The sequence below is a fragment of the Litoribrevibacter euphylliae genome, from assembly GCF_042646085.1.
GTDB classification, from domain to species: Bacteria; Pseudomonadota; Gammaproteobacteria; order Pseudomonadales; family Litoribrevibacteraceae; genus Litoribrevibacter; species Litoribrevibacter euphylliae.
Genome location: NZ_JBHRSZ010000006.1, coordinates 106,216 through 132,541 on the forward strand (window position 1 = coordinate 106,216; position 26,326 = coordinate 132,541).

At 48.2% G+C, this 26,326-nt stretch carries 18 protein-coding genes; 10 read left to right on the plus strand and 8 right to left on the minus strand.

What is annotated here, in order from left to right; all coding sequences use genetic code 11:
- Positions 1–24: 24 nt before the first annotated feature.
- The gene (locus ACFOEK_RS14445; RefSeq protein WP_386722153.1) at positions 25–639 is read right to left on the minus strand and encodes a tRNA-uridine aminocarboxypropyltransferase; all 615 of its coding nucleotides are present in this window, start codon (positions 637–639) and stop codon (positions 25–27) included.
- A gap of 93 nt (positions 640–732) precedes the next feature.
- Between ACFOEK_RS14445 and ACFOEK_RS14450 the strand changes: the two genes are divergently transcribed.
- The 3 genes from ACFOEK_RS14450 (at position 733) to rarD (ending at position 2,883) form a co-directional block, all read left to right on the plus strand.
- Entirely contained in the window at positions 733–1,299 is a 567-nt protein-coding gene (locus ACFOEK_RS14450; protein ID WP_386722155.1) for a GNAT family N-acetyltransferase, read from the plus strand.
- A 107-nt stretch (positions 1,300–1,406) separates the two neighbouring features.
- Entirely contained in the window at positions 1,407–1,793 is a 387-nt protein-coding gene (locus ACFOEK_RS14455) for a hypothetical protein (RefSeq protein ID WP_386722157.1), read from the plus strand.
- A gap of 187 nt (positions 1,794–1,980) precedes the next feature.
- Positions 1,981–2,883, plus strand: a complete 903-nt coding sequence (gene rarD, locus ACFOEK_RS14460) for an EamA family transporter RarD (protein WP_386722159.1) — start codon at positions 1,981–1,983, stop codon at positions 2,881–2,883.
- A gap of 28 nt (positions 2,884–2,911) precedes the next feature.
- On the opposite strand, the gene ACFOEK_RS14465 is transcribed toward rarD, so the two are convergent.
- From ACFOEK_RS14465 to ACFOEK_RS14490, 6 genes are all read right to left on the minus strand, one after another.
- Entirely contained in the window at positions 2,912–4,171 is a 1,260-nt protein-coding gene (locus ACFOEK_RS14465; protein ID WP_386722161.1) for a valine--pyruvate transaminase, read from the minus strand.
- Positions 4,172–4,683: 512 nt separating this feature from the next.
- Positions 4,684–5,466, minus strand: coding sequence for a TSUP family transporter (locus tag ACFOEK_RS14470; RefSeq protein ID WP_386722163.1), 783 nt, complete (start codon positions 5,464–5,466; stop codon positions 4,684–4,686).
- Between the two features lie 67 nt (positions 5,467–5,533).
- Positions 5,534–8,479, minus strand: coding sequence for a S8 family serine peptidase (locus ACFOEK_RS14475; protein ID WP_386722165.1), 2,946 nt, complete (start codon positions 8,477–8,479; stop codon positions 5,534–5,536).
- Positions 8,480–8,647: 168 nt separating this feature from the next.
- Positions 8,648–10,672 (minus strand): hypothetical protein, encoded by a 2,025-nt coding sequence (locus ACFOEK_RS14480; RefSeq protein ID WP_386722167.1) that lies wholly within the window; start codon positions 10,670–10,672, stop codon positions 8,648–8,650.
- A gap of 69 nt (positions 10,673–10,741) precedes the next feature.
- Complete coding sequence (locus ACFOEK_RS14485) at positions 10,742–14,413, minus strand: Ig-like domain-containing protein (RefSeq protein WP_386722169.1); 3,672 nt, start codon at positions 14,411–14,413, stop codon at positions 10,742–10,744.
- A gap of 391 nt (positions 14,414–14,804) precedes the next feature.
- Positions 14,805–16,535 carry a methyl-accepting chemotaxis protein gene (locus ACFOEK_RS14490; RefSeq protein WP_386722171.1) on the minus strand — a complete coding sequence of 577 codons (1,731 nt, stop codon included), beginning with the start codon at positions 16,533–16,535 and terminating at the stop codon, positions 14,805–14,807.
- Positions 16,536–16,689: 154 nt separating this feature from the next.
- Here ACFOEK_RS14490 and iadA point away from each other — a divergent pair, with 154 nt between their 5' ends.
- Together iadA and ACFOEK_RS14500 are read left to right on the plus strand one after the other, a co-directional pair.
- A complete protein-coding gene (iadA, locus tag ACFOEK_RS14495) occupies positions 16,690–17,856 on the plus strand; it encodes a beta-aspartyl-peptidase (protein ID WP_386722172.1) in 1,167 nt (388 codons plus the stop codon).
- Positions 17,857–17,911: 55 nt separating this feature from the next.
- Positions 17,912–18,931, plus strand: a complete 1,020-nt coding sequence (locus ACFOEK_RS14500) for a GlxA family transcriptional regulator (RefSeq protein ID WP_386722173.1) — start codon at positions 17,912–17,914, stop codon at positions 18,929–18,931.
- A gap of 86 nt (positions 18,932–19,017) precedes the next feature.
- On the opposite strand, the gene ACFOEK_RS14505 is transcribed toward ACFOEK_RS14500, so the two are convergent.
- Entirely contained in the window at positions 19,018–19,353 is a 336-nt protein-coding gene (locus ACFOEK_RS14505) for a hypothetical protein (protein ID WP_386722174.1), read from the minus strand.
- Between the two features lie 437 nt (positions 19,354–19,790).
- On the opposite strand from ACFOEK_RS14505, the gene ACFOEK_RS14510 reads away from it, so the two are divergent.
- The 5 genes from ACFOEK_RS14510 to astB all read left to right on the plus strand — a co-directional run bounded on the left by ACFOEK_RS14510 (position 19,791) and on the right by astB (position 26,284).
- Positions 19,791–21,014: an aspartate aminotransferase family protein gene (locus ACFOEK_RS14510; protein ID WP_386722175.1), complete on the plus strand. Its 1,224-nt coding sequence runs from the start codon at positions 19,791–19,793 to the stop codon at positions 21,012–21,014.
- Between the two features lie 189 nt (positions 21,015–21,203).
- The gene (locus ACFOEK_RS14515) at positions 21,204–22,241 is read left to right on the plus strand and encodes an arginine N-succinyltransferase (RefSeq protein WP_386722176.1); all 1,038 of its coding nucleotides are present in this window, start codon (positions 21,204–21,206) and stop codon (positions 22,239–22,241) included.
- Between the two features lie 11 nt (positions 22,242–22,252).
- Complete coding sequence (gene astA / locus ACFOEK_RS14520) at positions 22,253–23,377, plus strand: arginine N-succinyltransferase (protein WP_386722177.1); 1,125 nt, start codon at positions 22,253–22,255, stop codon at positions 23,375–23,377.
- 1 nt (position 23,378) lies between these two features.
- Complete coding sequence (gene astD, locus ACFOEK_RS14525; RefSeq protein ID WP_386722178.1) at positions 23,379–24,845, plus strand: succinylglutamate-semialdehyde dehydrogenase; 1,467 nt, start codon at positions 23,379–23,381, stop codon at positions 24,843–24,845.
- 98 nt (positions 24,846–24,943) lie between these two features.
- The gene (gene astB, locus ACFOEK_RS14530; protein WP_386722179.1) at positions 24,944–26,284 is read left to right on the plus strand and encodes an N-succinylarginine dihydrolase; all 1,341 of its coding nucleotides are present in this window, start codon (positions 24,944–24,946) and stop codon (positions 26,282–26,284) included.
- Positions 26,285–26,326: the final 42 nt, after the last annotated feature.

A 26,326-nucleotide genomic window follows, 5' to 3' on the forward strand; every position in this document is an offset into this window, starting at 1 on the left:
AAGTTTTGAATGTAGAGCTTAAGGTTATTGCTGGTTTGGTGGTTCGAAGCCATCGAACCAGTGTTCGATCATCGTCTGTTGAGCGTCCAGCAGTTCAGTAAATAATGCTTCTTGTTGAACGTCTGATTCTGTATGCCCTTCCAACTTATTCAACCCATGATAGATGGCTTCAAGCGTTGATAAATGCTGATCGGAAGGTGATTTTCGATGCCGATATTGATTTTCCCGTCCTTCAATATTAAGTTTCGGCAGGCTCTGTAATTGAGGGTGTGATAGGTAAATCTTATTCGCTTTTTTCCAGGTGCCGTCAATGGCGATTAACGCGATGGGTTTACGTTCGGATACATCATTTTCGTCAGAGGCCATATTTTCTGAAGCCTGTAGGCTGGGATCGGATGGCCATAAAAGTAGCGGTCGATATTTTGAGGTGATCTCTCGCACTGTCTTGTCGAAGGCTTTGCCTGAAATTAGAGTGCAGTTAGACAAACAAAGCTGCGCCAGTTTTGCTGTTCCTTTTGGGTGTAATCGTTCCTTGCTGTGTTGCAGTATAAAAACCGGCGTTCTATGTTGAACGTTTCGGACGAACGAGCATAAACAGCGGGACTTGGGTCTAAGACAGGTAGGGCAATAATTGGACATGGTAAATCAACGTCTGGCTCGTAGGGTTGTTGATAACTCGTTAGTAGAGCATAAAAGAAGTGCATATAAAGAGCTGTGGAGAGTCATTGAGTCATGATTGAACATACCTATCAAGTCGTCTCTGTCAGTTTTTTAGATCGGCAACGATTGGTGTCATTTTACAAAAGCAATCGTGAGAAGATCAAAATTCATAAGTCAGATCTCTGCTATGTATTGGAAGGGAAGGGTTTGGAAGAAACGGGTTTGGACGATACCGTTTTTGAAAATACCGAGCGTCACCAAATACGAGCGGCGGTGAAATTTACCAAGTTGCCAGATGGCAGCTGGTTATTAAGAAATATGCTGGTGGCCCAGGCTCATCGTCAGCAAGGCTTAGGGCATCGCTTGTTGACGGGGTTGGCTGAGCAAATGTCGGTGTTGGCGAAACAAGACGGAATAACCGAGTCTCGGCTCTATTGTTTTCCGTGGTCTAATCTGACCGACTTTTATTGCCAGCATGGCTTCTGCGAACATCGTATTGATGACTCGACCTCTACGGCGGCTAATTTAACTTCAACATTGTCTGCTGAATTGAGTCTTTCAAGCGAAGTGATTGCGCGTTTTAAGGCGTATCGAAAACGCGGCTTAGACATACGTTTCTGCTATTGGGGGCGTTCCTGAGATAGTCATAGGGTGTTACTGATCGGTGGAGTAATAATTAGGTTGTGTGTTCTAGAAATTTTCCATAACGTGCCCATCAATAGCGAATCATAAAGCGAGAAGAAGTTATGAAAATGAATACTAAGGTACTTGCAGATACTGCTTTGAACCAGGTTGATAACATTGGTTTTTATTTGTCCGTATATGGCGTAACTGACAAAGTTAATCGTCATAACCTAATGGCGGGCGTTTTTGATTCTATGCAGCGTTATAACGGTGAGAAAGAAAGCCTTCAAGTGCGTATTAACACCGCGCGTGTACGTGTTGAAAGCGGTGTAGAGACAATCAAGCAATTGAATCTGACGAAGCCTGAAGGGATTCAAAACCTAACTTCTCTTGTCACTGACCAAGTGGATCAAGCGGGCAAGAAAGCAGAAAATCTTGCGGGTAAATATGTGCCAGCGGCTAAGCCTCTTGTATCTAAGCTTAACCAGTTGCGCGCGCGTTTCGTATAATCCGTACATTTTGGTTTGTCAGATGTTGGTTTTTGATTAATTTAACTTTCAAAAAGTTACTTTTGAATTAATTCGCCAACAACTAGAATTGAAGAAGGCCTTCCTGGTTTCGGGAAGGCCTTTTTTGTTGTTTAAAAAAACTATTATCGTATTCATCCAACTCTGTAGACGCAAAGAGTGCCTCGATATGCCAACCTCTAAATCCAGTCTTTTTCATCTGTCCTTGGTTCTTATGGCTTTCTTAACCTGGGGGATAACGCCCTTGTACTTTAAGTGGTTGGGTGAAGTACCTGCGATTGAAGTGGTGGTGCATCGGGTTATCTGGTCGTCTATCGTGCTTTGGTGTTTGCTGTGGTTTTCAGGGTTATGGTCAACCTTCATCAGTTTATGGAAAGACGGAGCAGTTCGTCGACGTTTATTTGTTACCAGTGTCTTGATCACGGGAAATTGGTTGATCTTTGTGTATGCGGTGCTGACCAATCAAACGGTGGAGGCCAGTCTCGGCTATTACATTAACCCGTTAGTGAGCATTGCTTTGGGCGGTTTGTTTTTAGGGGAAAAACTGTCGAAAGTGCAATGGGCGGCAGTGACTATGGCGATGGCGGGCGTTCTTGCTGAGTTGTGGACGGTGGGTGAACTTTCCTGGATTGCCTGTTCTTTGGCCATCAGTTTTGCTCTCTACGGTCTGGCTCGTAAGAAATTGTCAATCGATCCTACGGCCGCTTTGGCAGCCGAAACCACCTGGATGTTGCCGGTTGCGTTGGTGGTGATGGTCTATGGCAGCACTCAAATGGACTTTGTGTTCTTTAGTCATGCCTCTGAGTTCATGCTTCCATTGATGTTGGCGGGCATTGTGACGGTTATTCCATTGCTGCTTTATGTGTCTGGTTTGCCGGGCGTGAGTTTAACTGCCGCCGGGTTTGCGCAATACATCGCGCCATCGATGGTGTTTGTGTTGGCGATTGTGTGGTTCGGGGAAGAGGTGCCAGATCAGCGTTATTATACTTTCGGGCTGATTTGGTTGGCGCTGATCGTAGTAACGATTGAGGGGATGTTGAAGTATAAGAAGACCTCCCGAAAAGCATCATAGCTCATTGGGAGGTTGATAGGATGAGTGATCAGTTATAGATCGAATTAAGCTCATCACAGATTAAACGCAAGCCTTCTTTAACGTGCTCTGGGGATTGTGAATAGTTAATTCGTAAGCATTCGTCTTTGTGAGCCCAGTCTTCATCTTCCATGCCTGGGAAGAAGTAATGTCCTGGCACTACGATTAAGCCTTTTTCTTTTAAACGCTCATACAAGGTTTGTGAACTGATCGGTAAGTCTTTACACCACAGCCACAAGAACATAGCGCCTTCAGGCTTATGTACTCTTACAGGCAGCCCTGAGAGACCTTGCTCTAACTGTTGAATCGCTAAATTACAGCGTTCCTGATAAAAGGGCTTAACCACCTCTCGGCTCAATTTCAAAATGTCGCCAGAGCTGATCAAAGGCAAGGCTAAGCGAGCGCCAATACTGTTGGTGGCAAGGCTTAAAATCGCATTAACGTTGCTGATGGCGTCAATGATTTCCGGCTTGGCAATCACGATTCCGGTACGGGCTGCGGGTAGTCCAAACTTGGACAGGCTCAGACAAAGAATCACATTGTCATTCCAGAACGGGGTCGCGTCGCTGAAAATGATGTCTGGGAACGGTGTTCCATAGGCGCCATCAATGATCAGAGGAATGTTGTGTGCTTTCGCCAGTGCATCTAGGCGCTCTACTTCTTCATCCGTCACCACATTGCCTGTTGGGTTAGTGGGGCGCGAGACACAAATGGCTGCGGTGTTGTCGGTCACTGACAGCGCATCAAAGTCGACGCGATATTTAAACTGTCGTTCGCCGATCAATTCGATCTCCGGTTTGCAGGCTTTGAAATAGCCTTTGCTTAAGCCTGCGTCGGCATAGCCTATGTACTCTGGTGCCATCGGGAAGAGCACGTGCTTGTGTTCGCCGTTGTCGTATTCACCGGCCAACAAGTTAAACAGCATGAAGAAGGCGGATTGGCTGCCATTGGTAAGGGCAATGTTGTTTTCACTCAGTGGCCAGCCAAATTCTTTGCTTAATAGTTCAGCCAAGGCCTGGCGAAATGCTTTCTCGCCTTGTGGGGTGTCATATACACCAATCAATTGCTGAAGTTCATGAGTATCGTTTGAAATATCCACCAAGCGTTGGCGAACGATGTCTTCAATTTCAGGAATGTGGGCCGGGTTGCCACCGCCCATCATGATGATGTCTTTTGCATCAGGGTTCGCAAGGGCATTACCTAAATCTTCCATTAGATTCAGGATGCCGGACTCGCTTGTAAACTTTTTGCCGAAGGCGGAGAAACTCATAGTAATAGCCTTGAGACTTAATAACGAAATTCGAAAAATAACACGCTCTTTTAAGAGGGTGTTATGGATAGGTTCCTTAGAACGGATGTGTATGAATAAAGTTTAACACTCTGGTTAGTATTTGAGGAACCTCCGAACAGGGAATGCACCAACGTATAGCAGAGAAATTTTGGTGTGAGGGTGCGAAATAAACTCTGTGTTTCAATGCACAAATGTGGGGCTGTGATACTCTTCGATGTGTAAAATATGCACAAATAACCGAAGTGATTGTTTCTAACAGCGGTTAAGTCCAAAAAAGAATGGAAAATGTCTAAAATATCCTATTGACTTTCATAACTATATGAAAGATATACACTTTATTTCATTGGTTAAAAAATAACCAATCTGGGGTGTTCGTATGATTTATGACGCTTTGAGGGCATTTTGATAACATAATCCACAAAGTTATCCACAGAATATGTGGAAAACAGGCGCTAGCCCTTATACTTCCAGAGAGTGAATAAAATTGACTTCTACATCGTCAATAATTTAACAGAAATCGCGATCACAACTGTCATAAAAATGGGCTTAATAAACTGCGCGCCTTTCGAAATCGCAAGATGGGCACCAAGCCATGCGCCGACAAGTAACAACAGGCCCATTAACAATCCGATCAGCCAATTTACCTGACCTAAGATGGCAAAGGTAATCAGGGACGTAATGTTACTGACAAAGTTCATTGCCCTGGCAATGCCTGACGATTGTACCAGTGATTGCTTGTACATCATCAAGTTAGATACTACCCAAAATGATCCTGTGCCTGGTCCGGCGATGCCGTCATAAAAGCCAATGCTACTGCCTTGGGTGAACTGTGCCCAGGGTGGTCTCGGGTGGGGGCTTCTGTCCTGGTCTAAATTGCTGTAATTCTGAAACAGCATGTACAAAGCCACACAGATGATCAGCGCAGGCAATACTTGGTTGAGAATGTCCATGCTGATCAAGGTTGCACAGAAGGTGCCGATGATAGCGCCTATGAGCGTGGCTAAGGTTAATAGCCACCAATCTTTGGGGTTGAATATGCCTTTGCGGATAAACACCACAGTGGCGGTAAATGAACCAAAGGTGGCACTGAGTTTGTTGGTTCCCAAGGCCAAGTGAGGGGGCAGCCCGGACATCAGCAGCGCAGGAATAGTGATCAGGCCGCCACCGCCAGCAATGGCATCGACAAAGCCGGCGCTGAACGCAGCAATCAACAAAAGCAGGCAGAAATACCAAGGGGGCAGAGACGCTGCCAAATCAGACAAGAGTTCAAACAAAAGTGCGTACCTTACGACAAGAACGGTTCAGAGGTTTGAACGCACTTTAACAGATTTAAGCGATACGCTAGAGCGAGAATTTCAATTTCCTGACCTTTAGGGCAAGAATAACCCCTAAAAGCGCCGCAAACAGCACACTCAATAAGGTGAGCGGGTTACGGATGGCCATGGCGGTAAGTTCCAGTAAGGAACGTGTTGTCTCTAGAGTGCGAGGGTGGTGTTTCATCCAAGCCACTAACTGAGGAGAGTAGTGATAATAAGCTGAGATTAAATGGTCGCCGCCCGGCAGCACGGTTAATACATGATCTCGGAAGTAGCGTAGGGTCTGTAAATCCTGATGTTCTGAGCTGTAGACAGCCGAGGCGATGAAACAGCGACTGTCACTACTGCTGCTTGATTCAGTTGAGTTATTGGTTGAGGTAGAAGCGATACGAGCAACGATTTCACCGTTTACTTGATTATCCAGATCAAACTCACTGCCATCTTCAATCAACACACTGGCTGTGCTGGAAGACACTTGTGTATTACTGGTTTGCGCTGAGTTTTGCCATTGATTATTCGTGTCGGCGATATAGATGTCGTCCAGTTGACCGTCTGACCCGTTGGCTAATGAAATGGTGATTTCACTGGTTTCTGCTGCGGTGATTGGCAGGTTGGAAATCAATATCTGTTGCACTAACTGGACTGACACGTTATCGAGCGTTTCGAAGTTACTTTTATCCAACGCTTGAATTGCGCTTAACGTGCCGGAGGACGAGCTGACGGTCAGTGTTAGACTCTGCTGGTCGGTTAACTGCATGCTTCCCGCAGATGCACTGGTGACAGTCATGGAGAAGGTTCGGCTGTCTATTTGATTGCTGCCAGAGGGCTGGAAGTTTATTACAAAGTCATAATTTCCTTGAGCGGATGCGGTGCCGCTGAGCAAGCCAGATGAGGAAAGAGACAAGCCAGTGGGTAGGCTTCCATCGGCCAAGGAATACACGCCGCTGGAGGTGGCGGTCAGTTGCAACGACACTACACTGTTGACGCCAATATTGGGCAGCCCTTCGGTTAACCAGAAACTACTGTCATCGTCAGGTGAGGTAATCAAGGTACTGCTGTAAGTTGAGTATTCAGTGGCCTCTGCATTCGTCGATGGATCTATGTAGTCATAGCTCCCCCGCAAGCGATAATAATAACGTTGCTCTGTTCCTATGCTGTCTTGATAGACGCTGTTCGGTGCTGCGACGGTGGCGATTTCTTGGAACACCTGACCGGGAACACCGCGTTCAATGCTGATGACATCGGCATTTTGTGGCGTGTTCCAGGATAGGGTAATGGACTCACCGGAACGCTCGAAAGAAACATCGGTCGGTGCAGCAATGGTGCGTTTAATAAAGATCTGATTGGATTGTTCCGAGCCACGAAAGAGTGTAAATAATCCTGACTTACTGGTGGCAGGCAGCGACAGTTGAATGTGGCTGGCGTCTTGCGCTTCAAAGGAGGTAATGTCGGTCGAAGCCTGACCGCCTGTCAGCACTTCGGTATAACGAACCAAATCGACGTTCGATAAATCATAGCCATGCAGCTGATAACTCCCCGAGTTGGGTTGTGCCCGGAACAAAGTCAGTGGCGTACTGTTGATCGCCGATAACGCATCATACGCATTCACCACCCCTGGGGTGATTACTTGCCACTCTAGGGCTTCTGCTAACCGGGCTGAACTGAGCAGCCGCGCTTTGGTTTCGAGGTCATTCTGATTAGTGCCTTCGGACATTAATAGCGCCGCAATGCCAGAAACAATCGGGGCTGCCATCGAGGTGCCGGTTGAGCTGGCATATTGTGCATCTTTCCAGGTGCTAAAGAGATTAACACCGGGCGCGCCCACATCGACGGTACTTAGACCGTAGTTACTTTTTCGATACAGCGAATCGGTCAAATCCACATTTGCGATAGACATCAGGTTGTCGTGAGAGGTACGGAAGTTAGCCGGATAGACGGGTGTTTGATCGTTATCCGATTCAAAGTTACCAGCCGCGGCTATCATCAGAATGCCGTTCTGTTCAGCTTGTTCTGTCGCTGATTCCAAAGCGCTGCTGTAATTGCTGATGGTCAATGACGTATTGATGATGTCTGCACCATTGTTGACAGCGTAATTAATGCCAGCAGCGACATCGCTGGTGGAGCCCGACCCGGTATCGCCTAGACTTTTAATTATCATGAGTTTGGCGTCCCAACACACGCCGGTAACGCCAATCTGATTGTTGCCTTCGGCCGCTAATAAACCGGCCACATGACTGCCATGACCAAAGTTATCTTCAATTTCCCCAGCTGCACAATCGGTGCGAACACACGCCCCATTGATATCGTCAATATAACCGTTGTTATCATCATCAATGCCGTTACCGGCAATTTCATTGGGGTTGACCCAGAGATTATTGGCCAGATCCGGGTGGTCTTGATCGGCACCGGTATCCACAATCGCTACCACCACAGAGCGGCAATCGGTGCGAATGTCCCAGGCTTCTTCGCTGTTAATCTGTTGATGATGTGATGTGTTCGCAGAAGAATCAGTAAAGACGGCATCATTAGGCGTTAAGTTGAGTTTAGCTGGGTAGTTTCGCTCCGCACTCATAATGGTGGGGTGCTGCCGTGCCGCAAGCAGTAATTTTTCGACAGAGACACCTTTAGGTGCAACTAGTGTTCCTTGCCATACCGCTGATTGATCTGAGACGGTAGAGTTAGTTGTGTTGTGGGTGTGATCTTTGACCTTCAATATTTGAATAGGAGAGATTCTGTGATCTTCAACAATGATCACCACTTGAGTTGGATCTTCGTTGAAAAGCGCAACGATTGAAGGTTCGGATGATGCGTTTGTGTTCATCGAGGTGAACAATAACATCATGGTCAGCATCAGTAAGACGTTGCAATCACGACTGGGGACTTGGTTGTGTAAATTTGCTTGCCTGAATATGCCAAGATGCTTGGAGAAACCGAGGATCATGAATAGAAAGTCCGTATTCTTCAATTGCATACCATCCGTTATCTGAACTTGTAGGGGGTATCTTTAACCATAGTTCACTGGCTTTGTTTTGGTGTGAGCTGAGTGTTTCACTAACTTGAACAAGCTGTTCTGAGGATGTTGCTATCGAGCGTTGTTCAGAGGCACCCGAAGAGGGTGCCTCTGAAATGCCGTCAAAGGTTAGTTTTGAACCGTGACATCGGTGGATGACAATAAGTCAGAGAAAGAGAAACTGAGCTGGCCTGCGGTCATAGTGAATGTATGTAAGCAGTATTCACCGGTACCGGTTTCTTCGAAGCCAGCAGGAACTGTTTCATATTTATCTGTGGTGTCATTGGCCACGTTATCTAGATCTTCACACACTTCCATTTGATTGATCTCGTCCCAGTCACAGATCATATTTTCATAGACGCCGGTCTCGAATTGCGTGATTTCTCCGTCACCATTGAGATCCTCACCTATAACTGTGTCCCCAATACCATCGTTATTGGTATCTTCTAAGAAGTAGCTGTGGTTCCAGGTGCCACCAATCCAGGCTTCCTCGGTATCGTCCCAAATGAACTTGGTGAAGACGCCGGAAAAATTATCCGTCAAGGTACTGCAGTTGGTACCATTATCGGTGGCTGCGGGTGCTGCGATCAATCCTGCGGCAACAGCGGCTTGAGACGCCATAATGGTATCCATCGGATCGGAACCTAGCAGGTCTGGTGTGATGTTATCTGGTACCGTTGGCACAGTACCTGCCACATGCTCTTCATCAAATTGAATTAAGAACTCAATCAGTGTGCCTGTGATGGTAGTGCCACCAGTAATGGTTGGGCCATCTACTTGATCCAAACGGTTGTCATCGTCAGGGAAGGTGGTGCTGCCTGTTTCGGTTTCAAAGTCGAGGAATACGGCTTCTTCGGAGCCTTCTGGTGTTTGAATTTCTTCTGCATGAACGTGTGCAAAGTTCTGACCGTCGCCCCAGTCGAGGGTGACGGTGCCATTAGCTACCGTAATGGTTGGGTCGGCAAGTTGGAAAGGCACCGTTGCCAAGCCGCCTTCCACACCAAAGTCTGGGCCGTCCGGAGACCACTCTTCGTATTCGGCAACCAACTCACCAAGATTCAGTATGTTGGTGTTGCCAACGGTAGGTTGATAGCCTTGCAGTAAGGTGGATGGACTCATGAAACGTTCAATACAGACTTCTGTCGTTTCAGTCGGTGTTTCTGTGGGGGGCTCTTCGCTACCATCTCCTGGAGACATTGGTCCATCAAAGAAGCAATCATTTTCTTCTCCATCAAACTCATCCCACCACCAAACAACGGTTTCGCCGGTGCCGCCGTCCGATTGTCTTAGAACTGGCATGTGGTTGGACTCGCCCATCCAATAATCGAGGATTTCCATGGCTATTTCTTCCAGATCACCTTCTGAATCCACCGGGAAGTCATCAAAGGCTGCGGTAGCACCTTCATCGCCTTCGCCATCAAAGAGAGATTTAGTTTCTTCGATAAAGGTTGGCATTCCAACGAGGTGCATACCTATGATGGGCTGATCGGTTAACTCCATTAAATCCGCCAGCGTCTGAGTGCCTTCGACTTCCGGGTCGAGATCAATGTCTTCGTCATTTTCATCCTGAAGCACATTGTTGAGCAGTTGTAGCGTGATCGGAGTACCCGCCGTCCATGTGGCATGGATCAGATTGAGTTCGATACTGTGTTCTCCCTCCGTTAAGGTCACAAAGGAGGAGGTCGATGAAATCGGTGGTGTTTCAAAATCTGGAGTAGAGGTGTCAAATTGGTGGGCTTCAACACGGTATTTACCTGGAACCAGATCAAGAGACACCGAAGGAGAACCCGCGGTAAGTAATGCCGGATCACCTAGGGATGGGGCATCTTCAGGCAAGCACTCCCAATCGAAGGAGACGGTGCTTTCTTTTAGGCACTGAGCGGATAACTGAACGACTTCGATGGCCTCTTCAATGCTGCCTGCTTCCGATGGATAGAAGGCAACGGTAATGGCTTCAGCGTTCCCATCAATGGCCGCTGCTTGTGCTGACTCGGGAAAGGAGGCTGAGATATTGACACTGGCCGTTTCCGCGATGCCTTCAGTGGCTGATCCTGCAGATGAACTGATTGGGTCAGATCCTGAGCCTGAACCACCGCCGCAGCCCGTAACCAGCCAAGCGGATGCGATGCATGAAGCAAGTAATTTGATTTTCATGGTTTTTCTCCTTTAAGACGCCGCCTTGCGGCGTCTATAAAAATTGGCAAACGTTTTCTGTGTTAAGGGTTATTGAACGATCACTGTGGTCTCACTTGGTGTGGTGAAGACGCCTATGGTGACAGTGGCTTCTGATGACTTGGTTGCGTCACCACCTTCTGGACCATCGCTGACCGTGACCACGGCGGAGTAGCTGCCTTGAGCAAGGGTTCCCGCTGCAATGCTTAAGGTTGCGCCGGTTTGAGTGATCGGAGTGGTCAAGTTCGCACCCGTTACTTCCCATTCAAAAGTGAGCTCTGCGACAGGTGTCAGATCATCCGTAGCGACGGCTATTACGGTCACCGCTTCTGCGTTTGTGCCATTCTCATTTGCCAACACATTTTTACTGGCAGGAACTTGAATGACCGGAGCTTTGTGCTCTTTCACCAGATAGCTTCGCGTTCTTGAGGATTCATTGGCGTTGCCGTCGGTGACTGTCACTGTGACATCGTATTCACCTGCCACCAAGGTGCCAGAAGCCACTGAGAGTTCTGGGTCTGTACCTGTGATTGGCGTGCCTGAACCATCGCTGGCTTCCAGGTTCCACTCAAAGGTCAGATTCTGTGGCGCGGTGAAGTCATCGTCGACAAAGGCTTTAAACTGTAAGTTTTTGACATTGCCGTTTCCTCCATCAATGGCCGCCGCTGGTTTAGAGAAAATAGTGCCGATAACCGGTGGTAAGTCATCCAGAACGTTGAGTGTCATGGATGCCGATTTGGAAACCGGATCTCCCGTGGTTGGTGTGTCGGTGATAGTGACCGAAATTGCCAACTCTCCAGAGGAAGTCGTGGTGACCACACACGTATTAGTGGTTGTGTCAGTATCACAGCCTGTCCACTGATAGGTGAGTGGGTCGGCATCCGGATCAAAGGCTTGGGCTCTGATGGATACTGTGTCACCGCTACGGACATCAATGAACCCACCTCGTCCCACGATGATGCCGTCAAGCAAGCCGCCGAAGGCGCCATCAACTCGGAAGTTATTGAATCTCGGTGGTTTATTGCCCACAGGATCAACCACAATGGTGATACTGCTGGAGCCTGTGGCCCCTTGATCATCCGTTGCAGTGAAGGATAAGGTGTGCTCACCTTCTGTGTCTGCGGTGTAAGAGAAAGGTTGTCCTGCCGTTGTTGGCGCAGTACAGGTACCGCCTTCACAGGTGGTGGCCGTGATGCTGGCGATGGTGCCATCAAAGTCCCAAGCGAAGACGTCAACATCGACCGTATCGCCATTGACGATGCGCCATGGTGCCCAGGCCCAGACTTCAGGCGCCGCGTTTTCCAGCTGAATATCGATGGTTTGGACATCGTCTTCGAAATCGGCTGAGTTCACCGTAAACTCCTGACCCGCCACATAAATAGTGCCGTTTTGATCACACGGTGCACCAAAGGAATAACTGCCGTTCTGTTTCGAGCTGCCCCAGTTAAAGAACTGATTAGATGCATTGAACTCGAACCAGAAGAAGGACGCAGGATTACCATCGGCTTTGGTAATGGTACCTGAGACTTTACATTGCAATGGATTCTCTAAGGTTGCCTCGAAAGAGAGTTTGATATCGCAATCTTCGTCATCGTCAGGAACCACACTGGTCGGTGTCAGTGTTTCATAGCTGGCAGTACGCCAGTTCCATACTTGATAGGTGAAGGTCTCGGGATCGGCATTGCCTGAAAGGAGGGTAGTGAAGTCAAGGTTACCCTGATCTATGTAGGCCCACTCCCAACCGGTGTTAGATTCAATTTCCAGACTGCCATTGTAGGGTTCAAGATCGCTGCTATCGGCGCCATCAAACTCAATGGTGCCTGCGAGACATAAGGTTTGTGCGTCAATTTCAGGACGAATTGGCCAATCGAGGTTGATCCATTTGATCCACTCATTCCCTTCGGTAACGGTAATTTGAACAAACAGATCCGGCGTGTCGGTCGTTGATGGAGGTACAGCTCCAGTGTATAGCTCGTAATCCACACCAGCGGTGTCACTGAGTACCGCCAAGGTACCGTTACCTGCAAACTTCCAACCGTTGCTATAGATATAGATAGGAACCTGAACCCCTTCAGTATCGGCGTCGGTGTCTTCAGTAATGGTGTCGTAACTGTCGGTAGGCACGCTTAATGTCATGACGGCTGCATCGCCTTCGGCCGCTGTAGCAGCATCCCCTGACGTACCACAACTGCTGTCAATACTGAGGTTGTCACCGTCCTGGTTTTCCAACTTCACTTGGCTGAAAACAGAGGACACTAAGCGATAGGTCTCGTCATTAGCTCCGGCGTCTAAATTAATGCCGTCGCCGCCAGCGGTGTCATCGCCGGTTCCTTGGAAGCTGCCAGGGAAAGACTGCACATCGGTTTGATCGTTAGGATCAAAATAGGCCACACGCGCGGTAACGGCCGTGGTTTCAGCCGGTACACAGTCTTCGGGAATGGCCATGTCGAGTAAGGTATCACTGTCGGCAGACGCGCGGGCGTCGGCAAATTGTTGACCGGCAACCGCAGCCACTTCGCCGCTGCTGTATTTAACCAGACCTAAACGGAAGGTACGTTCACCGGACGCGGTAATGGCTAATTGATCACGACTTTGGGTCACGACCGTTTCTTGTCCTAACAAGGCGCGTAAACTGAGAGATGCGCCGCTTTCAAATCCGTCGGTGAATACTTTTTCACCCACCACATAGCCATCTTTGCTAATCGTGACTTCGATACGAGTCAGTACACTTTCTGTTGAGTTTTCAATCGTCGGGAGATTAACGTTAAAGAAACCGTTTTCATCGGTTTGTGTGACGGCGGTAAAAATTTCATTGCCATCCTGGTCGAGTCCTAAAATAGTGACGGCGGCTTCATCAATGGCGACACCCGCTTCAGCACTGGAGGCTGCGGCTTGTGCTGATGCCCCTGAAACGGTGCCGCTGACAATCATGTCTTCGTACACTTGCACGGTTGGATCAGGATCGGGCTCGTTATCTAACACGATTTGAGTCAGATCAAAATCGGGATTGGTGGCTCGTTGTCCCCAAGCTTCTGCAGCCACATCTTCAATGAAGGTTTCCAGGGTTGCGGCAGTTTGAGTGCCCAGAAGATTATTAGCAATGATGGCTATCGAGGTGTCACTACTGATTTGATCAAGGGTGACACCATCACCATCGGCATCGCTGAGATCGGATAACAGTACGAACGGTGTGGTAAAGGTGGTGCCATTTTGAGCCGTATTCAATGCTGCCAGACTTGCCGTTGCTTGAATGGTGGCGAGATCCAGTGTGCCATTAAAGTCGACTGCAATTACTGGAAAAGCACTGTCTGCGATATTTTCTGTAGGGTCACCGGTAACGGTAATCTGATAGAAGCCGTCGGCCAAACCCGTCGTTGAAACGGTGGCCGCTGCGGCGGCGGGTGTAGAAAGAATGGCGCCATTGGCATCTACGTAAAACACAAAGAAATCCGTGAGTCCGGTTACCGCCGCGGCGTAGGCCGGATTAAATAGGAAGCTCTTTAAGGCTCGATCAAATTGAACGCTTGCCGCCGTGGTGGCCAGCGAGGGGTCACAAGCACCAGTGACATTACTGTTATCGACACATACCGTAAACGTGGTTGCTGAAGTGCCGCTGCTTCCTGAGTCAATGGATACGGAACTGGAACTCTTATCGTTATCGCATCCATGAAGGAAGAGGGATGAAGCCGCCAGCAACAAGGGTAATATTGGTTTCCTGAGCATTCCTATCACTCCCTAAATAGCCTGGAATAGCTGCTAATGGTTCTTGCTTTAAGCGCAAATTGAGAGGCATCTCTGCTTAAAACAAGGGCTGAGTTTTCAGTATAGAGAGCAGATAGACGGTCAAAATTTGAGCCAGAACGTCAGGTATTAAATGAGCGTTTAAAAAACACGTTCAAGCCAAACCAATTCAATCACTTAGCGAAGGTTATTTTCTGATGTACGTAATATCTGGTTACATAAAGGGAGATTTCTTACGAAAAAGTAAGCGAAAGTCTCTATCGAAACGTTTCTGAGGGCGTTTTTAAGCGTAAACAGAGAATAACAAGCGTTCACAGAGACGACCCGCTAAGAGCAGGCCGTAAGATGGATGTGTATAGATGAGGGAAGAACGTTAGCCGTTCACTTTAAACTTATTAATGATTTGATTCATGTGAACCACAATGCGCTCGAGCTCTTCACTGGAATGAGCTGCGGATTCTGCCGAGGAGGCAACGCCATCGGACAGCTGACTAATGGAGGTAATGCTTTCATCAATACTCTCGGCGGCGGTGGCTTGTTCTTCCGTCGAGTGGGCAATTTGTTGATTGGTTTCGGCAATGGTGGCAACAGCGGTAACGGTCGCCTGAATGGTGTCGTTAGCTTTCTGGGATTCTTCCAAAGAGGTCTGAACTTGGTCTTTACTGCGTTCCATCTCTGAGACCGCACCCGTCACCCCTTTTTGCAGGGTTTCAATCATGGCTTGAATTTCGTTGGTAGAATCGCCGGTTTTTTGAGCCAAGGCGCGCACTTCATCAGCAACTACGGCAAAGCCTCGACCTTGCTCACCCGCTCGGGCAGCCTCAATGGCAGCATTCAGCGCCAATAAGTTGGTTTGTTCGGCAATGCCCCGAATCACATCCAGTACCGAGCCAATGGCCTGACTGTTTTTAGCCACTTCACTGATGGATTGTACGGTGTCCTCTACCTGATTGGAGAGAGTAGAAATATTATTTGCAGTAGCTTGGATGATGTTCTCGGTTTGCTGACAGTGGCGTGTGGCGTCGTCGGATTGGTTGACCGCTTCTTCGGTGTGATCATTGATGCCCTTAATGGTAATCGCCATTTCATTACTGGCGGTGGCAACCATTTCTGACTGGGCTTTCAGTTGCTCGACAATTTCCAGGTTCTGATCACTTAATCGTTTACTTTGTTGTGATGCAGTAGCCAGCTGATCCGACTCTTTCATCAGCTGTTGAATAATGGTTTGGAAGGTTGCCAGCATGCTATTAACGGCGGAAGCAATGTCGCTGATTTCATCGCGACTGTTAATGTTGATTCGACGAGTTAAATCCGACTCTTGCTCAATGTCTTTGACTTGTTGTGTAAGCAGTCGAATCGGGCGGGTCACCGATTTGGCCACCAAGACGCCAATCACCACACTGATGATGGAGGCCAACACAAAGATGTAGATCATCTTGGTTTCCATGGCATTACCATCGTCGATGTTCTTTTGGCTGGCCGTTTGCACTTTGGTGATCGAGTCTTCTACTTTTACACCGGCACTGAATACGCCCTCACTGGCTTCATTGACCGACAGTGCCGCCTGTTCCAAGATGGTTTCGAACATGGCATTCATGGCGCTGCTGTGACTTTGAGACTCGCCCACTTTCGAACGAATTAACCGGGCTTCTGCGCCACTTTTATTCAGTTCGATGGCTTCTTGAATGGTGCTGTTAAAGTCTTCAAGGTAAATGGCGACGACGTCCGCTGCTTCACCCAGTTCTTCATCCAGCTCGATGATTTTGTTGAGATCGGTACGGAGTTTTTGTTCCGCTTCATTGGCTTCTTCAATGGAACGGCTGTCGGTGGAAATAGCTGATTCTAAGCGCCAGGTCAGGTAACGAGAGTAGTTGGAATAGGCACTGAGAGTGACCGCTTGAAGATCCATCTTCTCTTTTTGGTGATTCAATAACGATTTCTGCTCGGCAATGGCGACATTCTGTTCTTCCAGGAATTCCTGTGTGTGCTCAATTCTCGAAACCACTTCGTTCATCTGCATCATTAACCAACCAAAAGAACAAAATAAGATAATTAAAAAGGCCAAGTTGGTGAGCTGTGACTTTAGAAAAATCGAGACTCTCATAAGGGTTCCTGCTGCTATGAGTGGCTTTGTTTTAAATAGCGTATTACATGGCGATGAGATAGAACTTCTTTACTGTTATCGGCCACTGACTTACTTTAATAAATAATAGATTTATCCATTAATATTTGAGTGTAGACCGAATAAGGCTGTATCTGTGTATCTAATCAAAGGCGCCGAAGTATATTCCCCAAGGTATCTGGGTCAACAAGATGTGTTGATTGCCGGGTGTCAAATTGTATCTGTGTGTAAAAACATTGAGTTGTCTACCTCTGTGGATGTCGACGTAATCGATGGGCGAGGTAAGGTGTTGGCACCTGGGTTAGTGGATTCTCTGGTGCATATTATCGGTGGTGGCGGTGAAGGTGGCTTTACCACGCGTACTCCAGAAATGCATTTGTCCGATGCCGTCAAAGCCGGTGTTACCACCATGGTTGGGGTGTTAGGGACGGATTCGGTGACTCGTACTTTGACCAACTTATTGGCCAAAGCGCACGCGTTAGAGGAAGAAGGGCTGACGCTGTATTGCCATACCGGCTCGTATCAAACACCTGCAAGAACCTTATTTGATGCCATTGATAAAGACATTATCTTGATCGATAAATTCATCGGTGTTGGTGAAGTGGCCATTTCCGATCATAGATCCAGTCAACCCTCAACTCAGGAGTTGGCACGTCTGGCCGCACAAACACGTGTCGGTGGTATGTTGTCAGGTAAAGCCGGAATTGTTTCGGTGCATGTTGGCGATGCAGATACTTGCTTGCAGCCGTTGCTGGATGTGGTTAGCAACTCGGATATTCCCATCACTCAGTTTTACCCCACGCACATTAATCGCACTCAAACCCTGTTGGATGCCGGTAAAGAATTTGCTCGTTTGGGCGGCTATCTGGATTTAACCGCCAGTACTACGCCTGAAATTCTCGCCGCAGGTGAAGTAAAGTGTGCAGAAGCCTTATGGCAATTATTAGATGCGGGGGTGCCAGTCGAGCAAATTACATTCAGTTCAGACGGCTTTGCCAGTTTGCCTGATTTTGATGACGAAGGACGATTGCGCGGTCTGAAAGTAGGCTCTTTAACCAGTTTGTTGGATGAAGTGCGCGATGCGGTTAGCGACCATGAGGTGCCTTTAGAGAAAGCGCTGACGGTGGTGACCCAAACACCAGCCGAGATATTAAAGTTACCTCGTAAGGGCCGAATCGAGAAAGAGGCGGATGCCGACGTGCTTTTACTGGATGCTGCTACGCTTGAATTAGATACGGTGTTTGCCAAGGGGCAAAAGATGATGGCCAATGGCGTCTTGTTGAAAAAAGGCCTTTTCGAATAAGTCACGTTTCAGAATACATTTGTTTAAGAATACATACATCGGGTACCCCCCATTCATGTCAGAGTTTAAAAATTCACCATCCATGATTCACGCGACTAAACCAGAGTTTCCTGTGGCGCCGGGTGAGCTGCGCCAGCTTGTGGTGTTATTGCTACCAGGATTTTCCAATCTGGTTTTAGGATCAGCGACTGCGCCTATCATGGCAACTAACAGTATCCTGGGTGAGGATCAATATAAGTTACGTTTTGCTGGTTTTGATTGTACTCAAGTTCAGGCGGAAGCAGGAAACTCTGTCGAAGTCGAACCCATTGAGGCCATTGAAAAAGGACAGGCATTGATTATTTGCGGTGGCTCGCCGGTGTCCTATCAGAGCCAACCGGAGTTGGTTGCTTGGGTGAAAGCGAACAGTTACCGCTATGGTTTGGTCTGCGGTTTGGCGACGGGTGGTCTCGTGATGGCGGAAGCCGGACTGCTGGTGAATCATCGAGCCGCCATTCACTGGTGGAACGACGCCTTCTTATACGATCGTTTCCCGAATGTACGCATCGTTGAAGACAGTTTTGTGGTGGATCGTCATCGGGCGACCAGTCGCGGTGGTACTTCGACCATGGATATGATGACCTTTCTGTTGGCTCGTGATCATGGCCCTGAGCTGGCCGAGTCGTTAGCGCAACACTTTATTCGGGCGCGAATCGGTGGTACCACCAAAACACATCGACGAGTATTAACCAATCAGCAAAGTGAAGAGCAACCCAAGCTGCAGAATGCCATCGAATTGATGGAAGCGAATATCGAAGAGCCTCTATCTGCGGATGATATTGCCGGGCACATTGGCATTTCTCGTCGTCAGCTAGAACGACTCTTTAAGAAATATCTGGACTCGGTGCCGTCCAAATATTATCAACAAGTGCGGCTCGAACGTGCGCGCAGTTTATTGCACCAATCCAATCTCAGTATCATGGAAATTGCGCTGCAGTGCGGCTATTCCTCGGGCGCACATTTGAGCACCAGTTATCGTAATAATTACGGAATGACGCCGAGTGAAGAACGGCGTCGTAAGGCCCAGTTTCAGTAAGACGGTTTCAGTCAGGCCGTTTCAATAAGGCCGTTCTAATAAGAAGTAAATGCGCGTGGGTTCTCAGGAGTTAGTTGATACCTAGGCTAACACGCAATTTCTAATACCACTTCTTTTGGTAACTTGAAGGTCGGTTCGTCGAGTATAGGAACTGGGGTTATTTGTTGATCCAGCTGAAGTGCCAACTCCATAATATGATCCAGTCTCGGATAGAGTCGCGCTATTGGCGTCTGATCGATGTACATGGTTCGAATGTCGTTGAACACATGCGCTAATAGGTTGGGATAATATTCCTGATTGTGCGCGTTGAGAATATTAATTGCCTTTCGAATACCGTACCAAGTCAGTGCTTGCTGATTCAATAAGGCATCAATACGCGTTAGCTCTTCAAGAAGAGAGTATTCCAATTCGTCCATGTTCATAGGTTGTCATCCCATTCCCTGTTGATGTTTCGTGTTTATGCTCTGATGGTGTTCTTATCTCTAATGTTGATAGTGAATACTGATAGACATCACTGATCGTTATAGGCGCTTTGTACATCTTTTAAATTCAGCTTTTAAACTCTGCGCTCTTGATTCTTTTTGAGTATGGTGAGAAGTCGTGATTAGGCAAATACAATGGGTGTGTTTTTGTCTGTTTTTTGATCTTTGGCGATAAACGGTTGTTGATGATCAGCTCATTCTCTTTATTCCAGAGCATCTTTATTACGAACCAGAAAGTTCGCAGTTATATAAGTCCAGGTCGCATTTATGAAATTGAGTCACTGACTTTGCACATAGAATTTCTCCATATCTTTTCACATGCTTTTGTCTGAATGAGCTAATTTTCTCTTTCAGACCGTTCGATGGAGACATTGCGAATGACCACAGAAACGAAAACCCCAGTAACACGAGCGCTTTTTGATGAAGTAATGGTACCTAACTACGCACCAGGAAAAATGATTCCTGTGAAAGGCGAAGGTTCTCGTGTTTGGGATCAACAAGGCAATGAGTACATCGACTTTGCGGGCGGCATTGCAGTAAGTGCATTGGGTCATGCCCATCCAAAACTGGTCGAAGCTTTAACTGAACAAGCTCAGAACCTATGGCACGTCAGTAACGTGTTGGCGAATGAGCCAATGTTGCGTTTGGCTAAGAAACTGACCGACCTGACCTTTGCGGACAAGGTGTTCTTCGCGAACTCCGGTGCAGAAGCGAACGAAGCGGCATTCAAGTTGGCGCGTCGTTATCACTGGGAGCATTCAGGCCCGGAGAAGAATGAAATTATTTCGTTCAACAGCAGCTTTCACGGTCGTACTTTGTTCACCGTCTGTGTGGGTGGCCAAGCGAAATACCGTGAAGGCTTTGAACCCGCGGTAGACGGCATTCGCCATGCAAATTTCAATGATTTGGCGTCGTTAGAAGCGATCATTTCCGACAAAACCTGTGCAGTGGTGATGGAGCCAGTGCAAGGTGAAGGCGGTATTCAGCCAGCAACGCAAGAATTCATCGAAGGTGTGCGTGCGTTGTGTGATAAGCACAATGCGTTGTTGATTTTCGACGAAGTACAAACCGGTGTCGGTCGCAGCGGTGCATTGTATGCGTATCAAAAATACGGTGTGACGCCGGACATTTTGACCACGGCTAAGTCGTTGGGTGGTGGTTTCCCAATCGGCGCTATGCTTACCCGTGGCGACATTGCTAAGAGCTTAACCATCGGTACTCACGGCAGCACCTACGGCGGTAACCCAATGGGCTGTGCTGTCAGTGAGGCCTTGTTGGACATCGTAAGTCAGCCAGCAGTATTACAAGGCGTTGAAGACAAAGCAGCGCGCTTCCGTAAGCATTTGGAAGACATCAACGTGAAACACGGCATTTTCAAAGATATCCGTGGCTGTGGTTTGTTGATCGGTGCTGAGCTGGTCGACGAATGGAAAGGCAAGTCCAAAGACTTTTTAAACGCAGCGCTAGAGCAGGGTGTCATGGTGCTTGTTGCCGGACCAAATGTCGTTCGTTTTGCTCCGTCTTTGGTGGTGGAAGATGACTTGATTGATCAAGGTATGGCTGCCTTTGCCAAGGCTGTTGATCAGTTGGTCTCTGCATAAGTCAGAGCCAAAGTATTAGGCTGATTGAGATCAATGGTGATCTGGATATCAGCCCTTAAAGGTTCGAGGTGAGTGGTGGAAGGCAACGGCATCTTGTCTTTACTGCTGGGGTCTTCACTGGGTATCACCCTCACCTCAAATTATTTTCATACACATCATCTCTATATCAACCCTTATTAGGAGATTCCTATGTTGGTTGTTCGTCCTGCGGATCATTCAGATTTGGCAGGGATTGAAAAACTCGTCACGACCAGTGAAGCGCGTTTAACTACCTTAAGTAATCAACGGGATTTGCTGAGCCAGCGAATTGAGTTGTCTCGCCAATCTTTTTCGGGTGAGAAGTCGGTAGCAGGCAAAGAACGCTTCTTGTTCGTTATGGAAGACTTGAGTCAGCAGAGTGACGCTAAGAGCTGTGACAGCGACATTGTTGGCGTTGCAGGCATTGACGCTTGCGCAGGCAACGGTGCGCCTTTCTATAACTATCGAAAGGATGAGTTGATCCATTCCTCACATCAGTTGGACATTCATAACCGTGTGCCGGTGTTGTACATGACGCATGAGTTGACGGGAAAAACGCAGTTATGCTCCTTGTCGATTCGTCGCGAGTACAAGCAAGGTAATGCGTTGGAGTTATTGTCTCGCTCTCGCTTGTTGTTTATCGGTTTGTTCCGTGAATTTTTCTCTCGTGAAGTCATCGTTGAAATCCAGGGTAAGCACACGGAAGACGATGGCTCTTCTTTCTGGGACAGCCTGGGGCGTCATTTCTTTGATATGGACTTTAAGTCCGCCGACTATTTCTCGGCCATCAAAACCAAGACCTTCATTGCTGAATTGATGCCATCGCATCCGATTTACGTGCCTTTGTTGTCAGCGCAAGCGCAGGCGGTGATGGGCAAGCCGAACGATGCGGCGTCAGTGGGTTATCAGCTGTTGTTGCGTGAAGGTTTCCGCACCAGTAAGCATCTCGACATCTTTGATGGTGGCCCGACCTTAATTGCGCGTTTGGATGACATTCATACCTTGAAGAACTGCCACTACAAACGTTTCCAATTGGCAGAACAGCGCCCGAAAGGCAGCAAATTCATGGTGTGCAATCCAACGTTGTCGGATTTCCGGTGTGTTCTCACTGGCTTGGATGAGCACGAGCAAACCGTTGAGTTAGAAGAACGCCAGATTCAGGCGCTGAGATTACATGAGGACGATCGCATTGCGGTCGTACCTTTCTAGGAGGTCTTACCATGATAGTGATTCGACCGATTGAACAAAAAGACCTCGGCGACTTGATGCGAATGGCGGAAAACGCGGGCTCAGGTTTGACGACTCTGCCAGCGAATGAAGAGTTGTTGAAAGCCAAGATCACCTCATCTGAAGAGTCGTTCAGTCAAAAAACAGATGAACGTCACCGTTTCTATATGTTTGCCTTGGAAGATACTGATGCCGGGCAAATCGCTGGTGTCTGTGGTTTGGAGGCCGCCGTGGGGCTTGGTGATGTTTGGTACAACTACCGCGTCAGTACCACCGTTAATGCGTCATCCGAATTGGGTATTCATAAGCAAACGCCAACCTTATATCTGACCAACGATATGACCGGGTGCAGTGAATTGTGCTCGCTGTTCTTGGATGCGGATTATCGTAAAGGCAACAACGGCCGTTTGCTCTCCAAGTGCCGATTTTTGTTCTTAGCGCAATTTGCCCATTTATTCAGTCAGAAAGTCTTTGCTGAGATGCGTGGCTATTCCGATGAAAATGGCGTGTCGCCGTTCTGGGAATCCCTAGGTCGCAAGTTCTTTTCGTTGGAGTTTACCCGCGCCGATTATTTAACAGGTGTTGGTCAGAAATCGTTCATTGCCGAGCTGATGCCGAAGTACCCAATCTATTTGCCGTTCTTATCTGAAGAAGCGCAGCAAATCGTGGGTAAAACGCACGATAACACCCGTCCGGCACTTGCGATGCTGAAAAGCGAAGGCTTTAACTTTAATGGCTTGGTGGACATCTTCGATGCCGGCCCGCTGGTGGAAGCATTCGTAGAGAACATTCGCGCAGTGCGTCAAAGCCGTTTGGTGACGGTGGAAGTAGGGACGGCAAAGCCGTTCGATGATTCCGATCGAGATCCGTTATTGGTGTCCAACACCCAATACGAAGACTTCCGCGTTACCTTGTTCAACAAGTCGTCATTGGTTGGCAAGTTGTTATTGATCAGCAAAGAACAAGCAGAATATTTGAAGGTAAACACCGGAGATCAGGTGCGTATTGTGTCGTTACGTGAGCCGCGTCTCGATTCAGAACGGACACCGTCTGAAGCCGGTTCTTCTAAGAAACTACATGGGCAAGACCCAACAGAATTCAGAACACAGGAGCATTAATATGGACCCTCGATTGTTAATTAACGGCCAATGGCTGGCAGGTGAAGGTGAAGTGATTCAGTCTGCTAATCCTGTGTCGCAAGAAGTATTTTGGGCCGGTCATTCGGCGACTGCAGAGCAAGTGGATCAAGCGGTGAATGCAGCACGTACAGCTTTCCCGGCATGGCGTCGTACGTCATTAGAAGATCGCATGGCCTTGGTTCGTCGTTTTGCTGAATTGCTAGGCGAAAATAAAGATCACTTGGCGGAGTGCATCGGTAAAGAAACCGGCAAACCGCTTTGGGAATCAGCCACTGAAATCGGTGCCATGATCGGTAAGATCGAAATCTCGATCAAAGCCTATGAAGATCGTACCGGCAAACAAGAGAGCGATGTGGCAGCAGGGCATGCGGTTCTTCGTCACAAGCCGCACGGTGTCGTGGCGGTGTTTGGCCCATATAACTTCCCGGGGCACTTGCCAAACGGTCATATTGTACCTGCGCTGTTAGCGGGTAATACCGTGGTGTTCAAACCAAGTGAACTGACGCCAATGGTGGCCGAAGAAACTCTAAAAATCTGGTTGAAAGCGGGCTTACCAAATGGCGTGATCAACTTGGTACAAGGCGCTAAAGAAACTGGTATTGCGTTGGCGGGTCATCCAGACATCAATGGCTTGTTCTTTACCGGCAGCTCTGCAACGGGCCATCTGTTGCACAAACAATACGCGGGTATGCCGGGCAAGATTCTGGCCCTTGAGATGGGCGGTAATAACCCGCTGATTGTTCATAACCCTGAAAACGTCGAGGCAGCGGTTCACCATACGGTGTTCTCTGCGTTTGTATCTGCAGGTCAACGTTGTACGTGTGCACGTCGTTTGTTCGTACCGAAAGGCGAGCAGGGCGATCGATTCATCGAGCGTTTGGTTGAAGTGACTAAGAACATCAAAGTGGGCGAATACAACGCCGAAGATCAGCCTTTCATGGGCTCTTTGATTTCTCTTCCTGCGTCCGAAGGTATTCTAAAAGCGCAAGAAAACTTGCAGCAATTGGGCGGCCAATCTTTACTTGAAGTGACGCGTCTAAAAGAAGGTACTGCGCTTTTATCGCCAGGCATTATTGATGTAACGGCGGTGACGGCCTTGCCAGATGAAGAATACTTCGGGCCGTTGTTGAGCATCATTCGTTATGACTCGTTTGAGCAAGCGTTGAAAGGTGCAAATAACACAGAATTTGGTTTGTCGGCGGGGCTATTGGCTGATGATCCTGAGTTATATGAGCAGTTCCTGGATGAGATTCAGGCCGGTATCGTGAACTGGAACAAGCCATTGACCGGTGCCAGCAGTGCCGCGCCGTTCGGTGGTATCGGTGCCAGTGGTAACCACAGAGCGAGTGCCTACTATGCGGCGGATTATTGCGCCTACCCAATGGCGTCGCTGGAAGACGAAAGCCTGTCGGTCCCAGGCAGCTTGTCTCCTGGCTTAACTCTGTAATTGGATAACCCTGTAGCCGGACTGATTTGGACTAATTTGATAAGTAACAGCTTGGTAAAAATGAGTCCGGTACTAAGTGTAGAAGTGAAGGAAATACCATGACTGCATATGAAGTGAATTTTGATGGGTTGGTTGGCCCGACCCATAACTACAGCGGTTTATCCTATGGGAATGTCGCGTCTGAAAGTAACGTAAAACAGACTTCGAATCCGAAGGAAGCAGCGCTGCAAGGGCTTGAGAAAATGAAAGCCCTGCATGATTTGGGCTTCAAGCAAGGCGTTTTGCCGCCTCAGGAACGACCAAGCATTGAAACGCTACGAGCGCTTGGTTTCACCGGTTCTGACAGTGAAGTACTGGCCAGTGCCGCAGTGAACGAACCTGTGGTTTTAGCTGCAGCAAGCTCGGCTTCATGCATGTGGACGGCAAACGCAGCGACGGTATCGCCAAGTGCCGATACCAAAGACGGCAAAGTACACTTTACTGCCGCTAACCTGAATGCCAAGGTGCATCGTTCCATCGAGCATGAAACTACCACCCGCATTCTGGAAACTATTTTTAAAGACCAGAATCACTTTGCCCACCACCCGGCGTTGCCTGCGGTGGCGCAATTTGGTGACGAAGGCGCAGCAAACCACACCCGTTTCTGTAATGAATACGGTAGTGCCGGTGTTGAGTTCTTCGTTTATGGTCGTGAAGCGTTCCGTGAAAACGCGCCTGCGCCGAAGAAATACCCTGCACGCCAAACCCTGGAAGCGTGTCGGGGAATTGCGCGTTTACACGGACTCTCTCGTGATCGTGTGGTTTATGCTCAGCAAAAACCTGAAACCATTGATGCAGGTGTTTTCCATAACGATGTGATCGCGGTGGGTAACCGAAACGTGCTCTTCTATCACGAAGAAGCCTTTTTGAACTCTCATCAAGTGGTCGAAGAAATTGATCGCAAATTGCTGGATACCCGTTTGGTGCCAGTGATGGTGACCAATCAGGATCTCAGCGTACAAGACGCGGTACGTTCTTATCTGTTTAACAGCCAGTTATTGAGTCACGACGATGGTTACATGACCTTAGTGGTGCCGCATGAGTGTCGTGATGTGCCGTCTGTGTCCAATTATCTGGATGCCTTGGTGACGATGAATACGCCGATCAAGCAGGTTAAAGTGTTTGATCTTAAACAGAGCATGCAAAACGGCGGTGGCCCGGCGTGTTTACGTTTGCGCGTAGCCTTGAACGAGACTGAATTGGCGGCCACGCATCAGAACGTGTTGATGAACGATCAAGTCTATAAGGATTTGGTTGAATGGGTTGGAAAGCACTACCGTGATCGTGTGTCACCGGAAGATCTGGCTGACCCAAGCCTGTTGGTGGAGTCGCGTACGGCGTTGGATGAATTAACTCAATTGTTGAAACTGGGTTCCATTTATCCATTCCAGCAAGGCTAAGCTTCTTTCTGATTACTCTTTAATAGAGAGAAATAAAAAAGA

Coding starts and splice junctions, on each gene's coding strand:
- ACFOEK_RS14445 (WP_386722153.1), bottom strand. CDS start 639: ATGTCCAATTATTGCCCTACCTGTCTTAGACCCAAGTCCCGCTGTTTA.
- ACFOEK_RS14450 (WP_386722155.1), top strand. CDS start 733: ATGATTGAACATACCTATCAAGTCGTCTCTGTCAGTTTTTTAGATCGG.
- ACFOEK_RS14455 (WP_386722157.1), top strand. CDS start 1,407: ATGAAAATGAATACTAAGGTACTTGCAGATACTGCTTTGAACCAGGTT.
- rarD (WP_386722159.1), top strand. CDS start 1,981: ATGCCAACCTCTAAATCCAGTCTTTTTCATCTGTCCTTGGTTCTTATG.
- ACFOEK_RS14465 (WP_386722161.1), bottom strand. CDS start 4,171: ATGAGTTTCTCCGCCTTCGGCAAAAAGTTTACAAGCGAGTCCGGCATC.
- ACFOEK_RS14475 (WP_386722165.1), bottom strand. CDS start 8,479: ATGCAATTGAAGAATACGGACTTTCTATTCATGATCCTCGGTTTCTCC.
- ACFOEK_RS14480 (WP_386722167.1), bottom strand. CDS start 10,672: ATGAAAATCAAATTACTTGCTTCATGCATCGCATCCGCTTGGCTGGTT.
- ACFOEK_RS14485 (WP_386722169.1), bottom strand. CDS start 14,413: ATGCTCAGGAAACCAATATTACCCTTGTTGCTGGCGGCTTCATCCCTC.
- ACFOEK_RS14490 (WP_386722171.1), bottom strand. CDS start 16,535: ATGAGAGTCTCGATTTTTCTAAAGTCACAGCTCACCAACTTGGCCTTT.
- ACFOEK_RS14500 (WP_386722173.1), top strand. CDS start 17,912: ATGTCAGAGTTTAAAAATTCACCATCCATGATTCACGCGACTAAACCA.
- ACFOEK_RS14505 (WP_386722174.1), bottom strand. CDS start 19,353: ATGAACATGGACGAATTGGAATACTCTCTTCTTGAAGAGCTAACGCGT.
- ACFOEK_RS14510 (WP_386722175.1), top strand. CDS start 19,791: ATGACCACAGAAACGAAAACCCCAGTAACACGAGCGCTTTTTGATGAA.
- ACFOEK_RS14515 (WP_386722176.1), top strand. CDS start 21,204: ATGTTGGTTGTTCGTCCTGCGGATCATTCAGATTTGGCAGGGATTGAA.
- astA (WP_386722177.1), top strand. CDS start 22,253: ATGATAGTGATTCGACCGATTGAACAAAAAGACCTCGGCGACTTGATG.
- astD (WP_386722178.1), top strand. CDS start 23,379: ATGGACCCTCGATTGTTAATTAACGGCCAATGGCTGGCAGGTGAAGGT.
- astB (WP_386722179.1), top strand. CDS start 24,944: ATGACTGCATATGAAGTGAATTTTGATGGGTTGGTTGGCCCGACCCAT.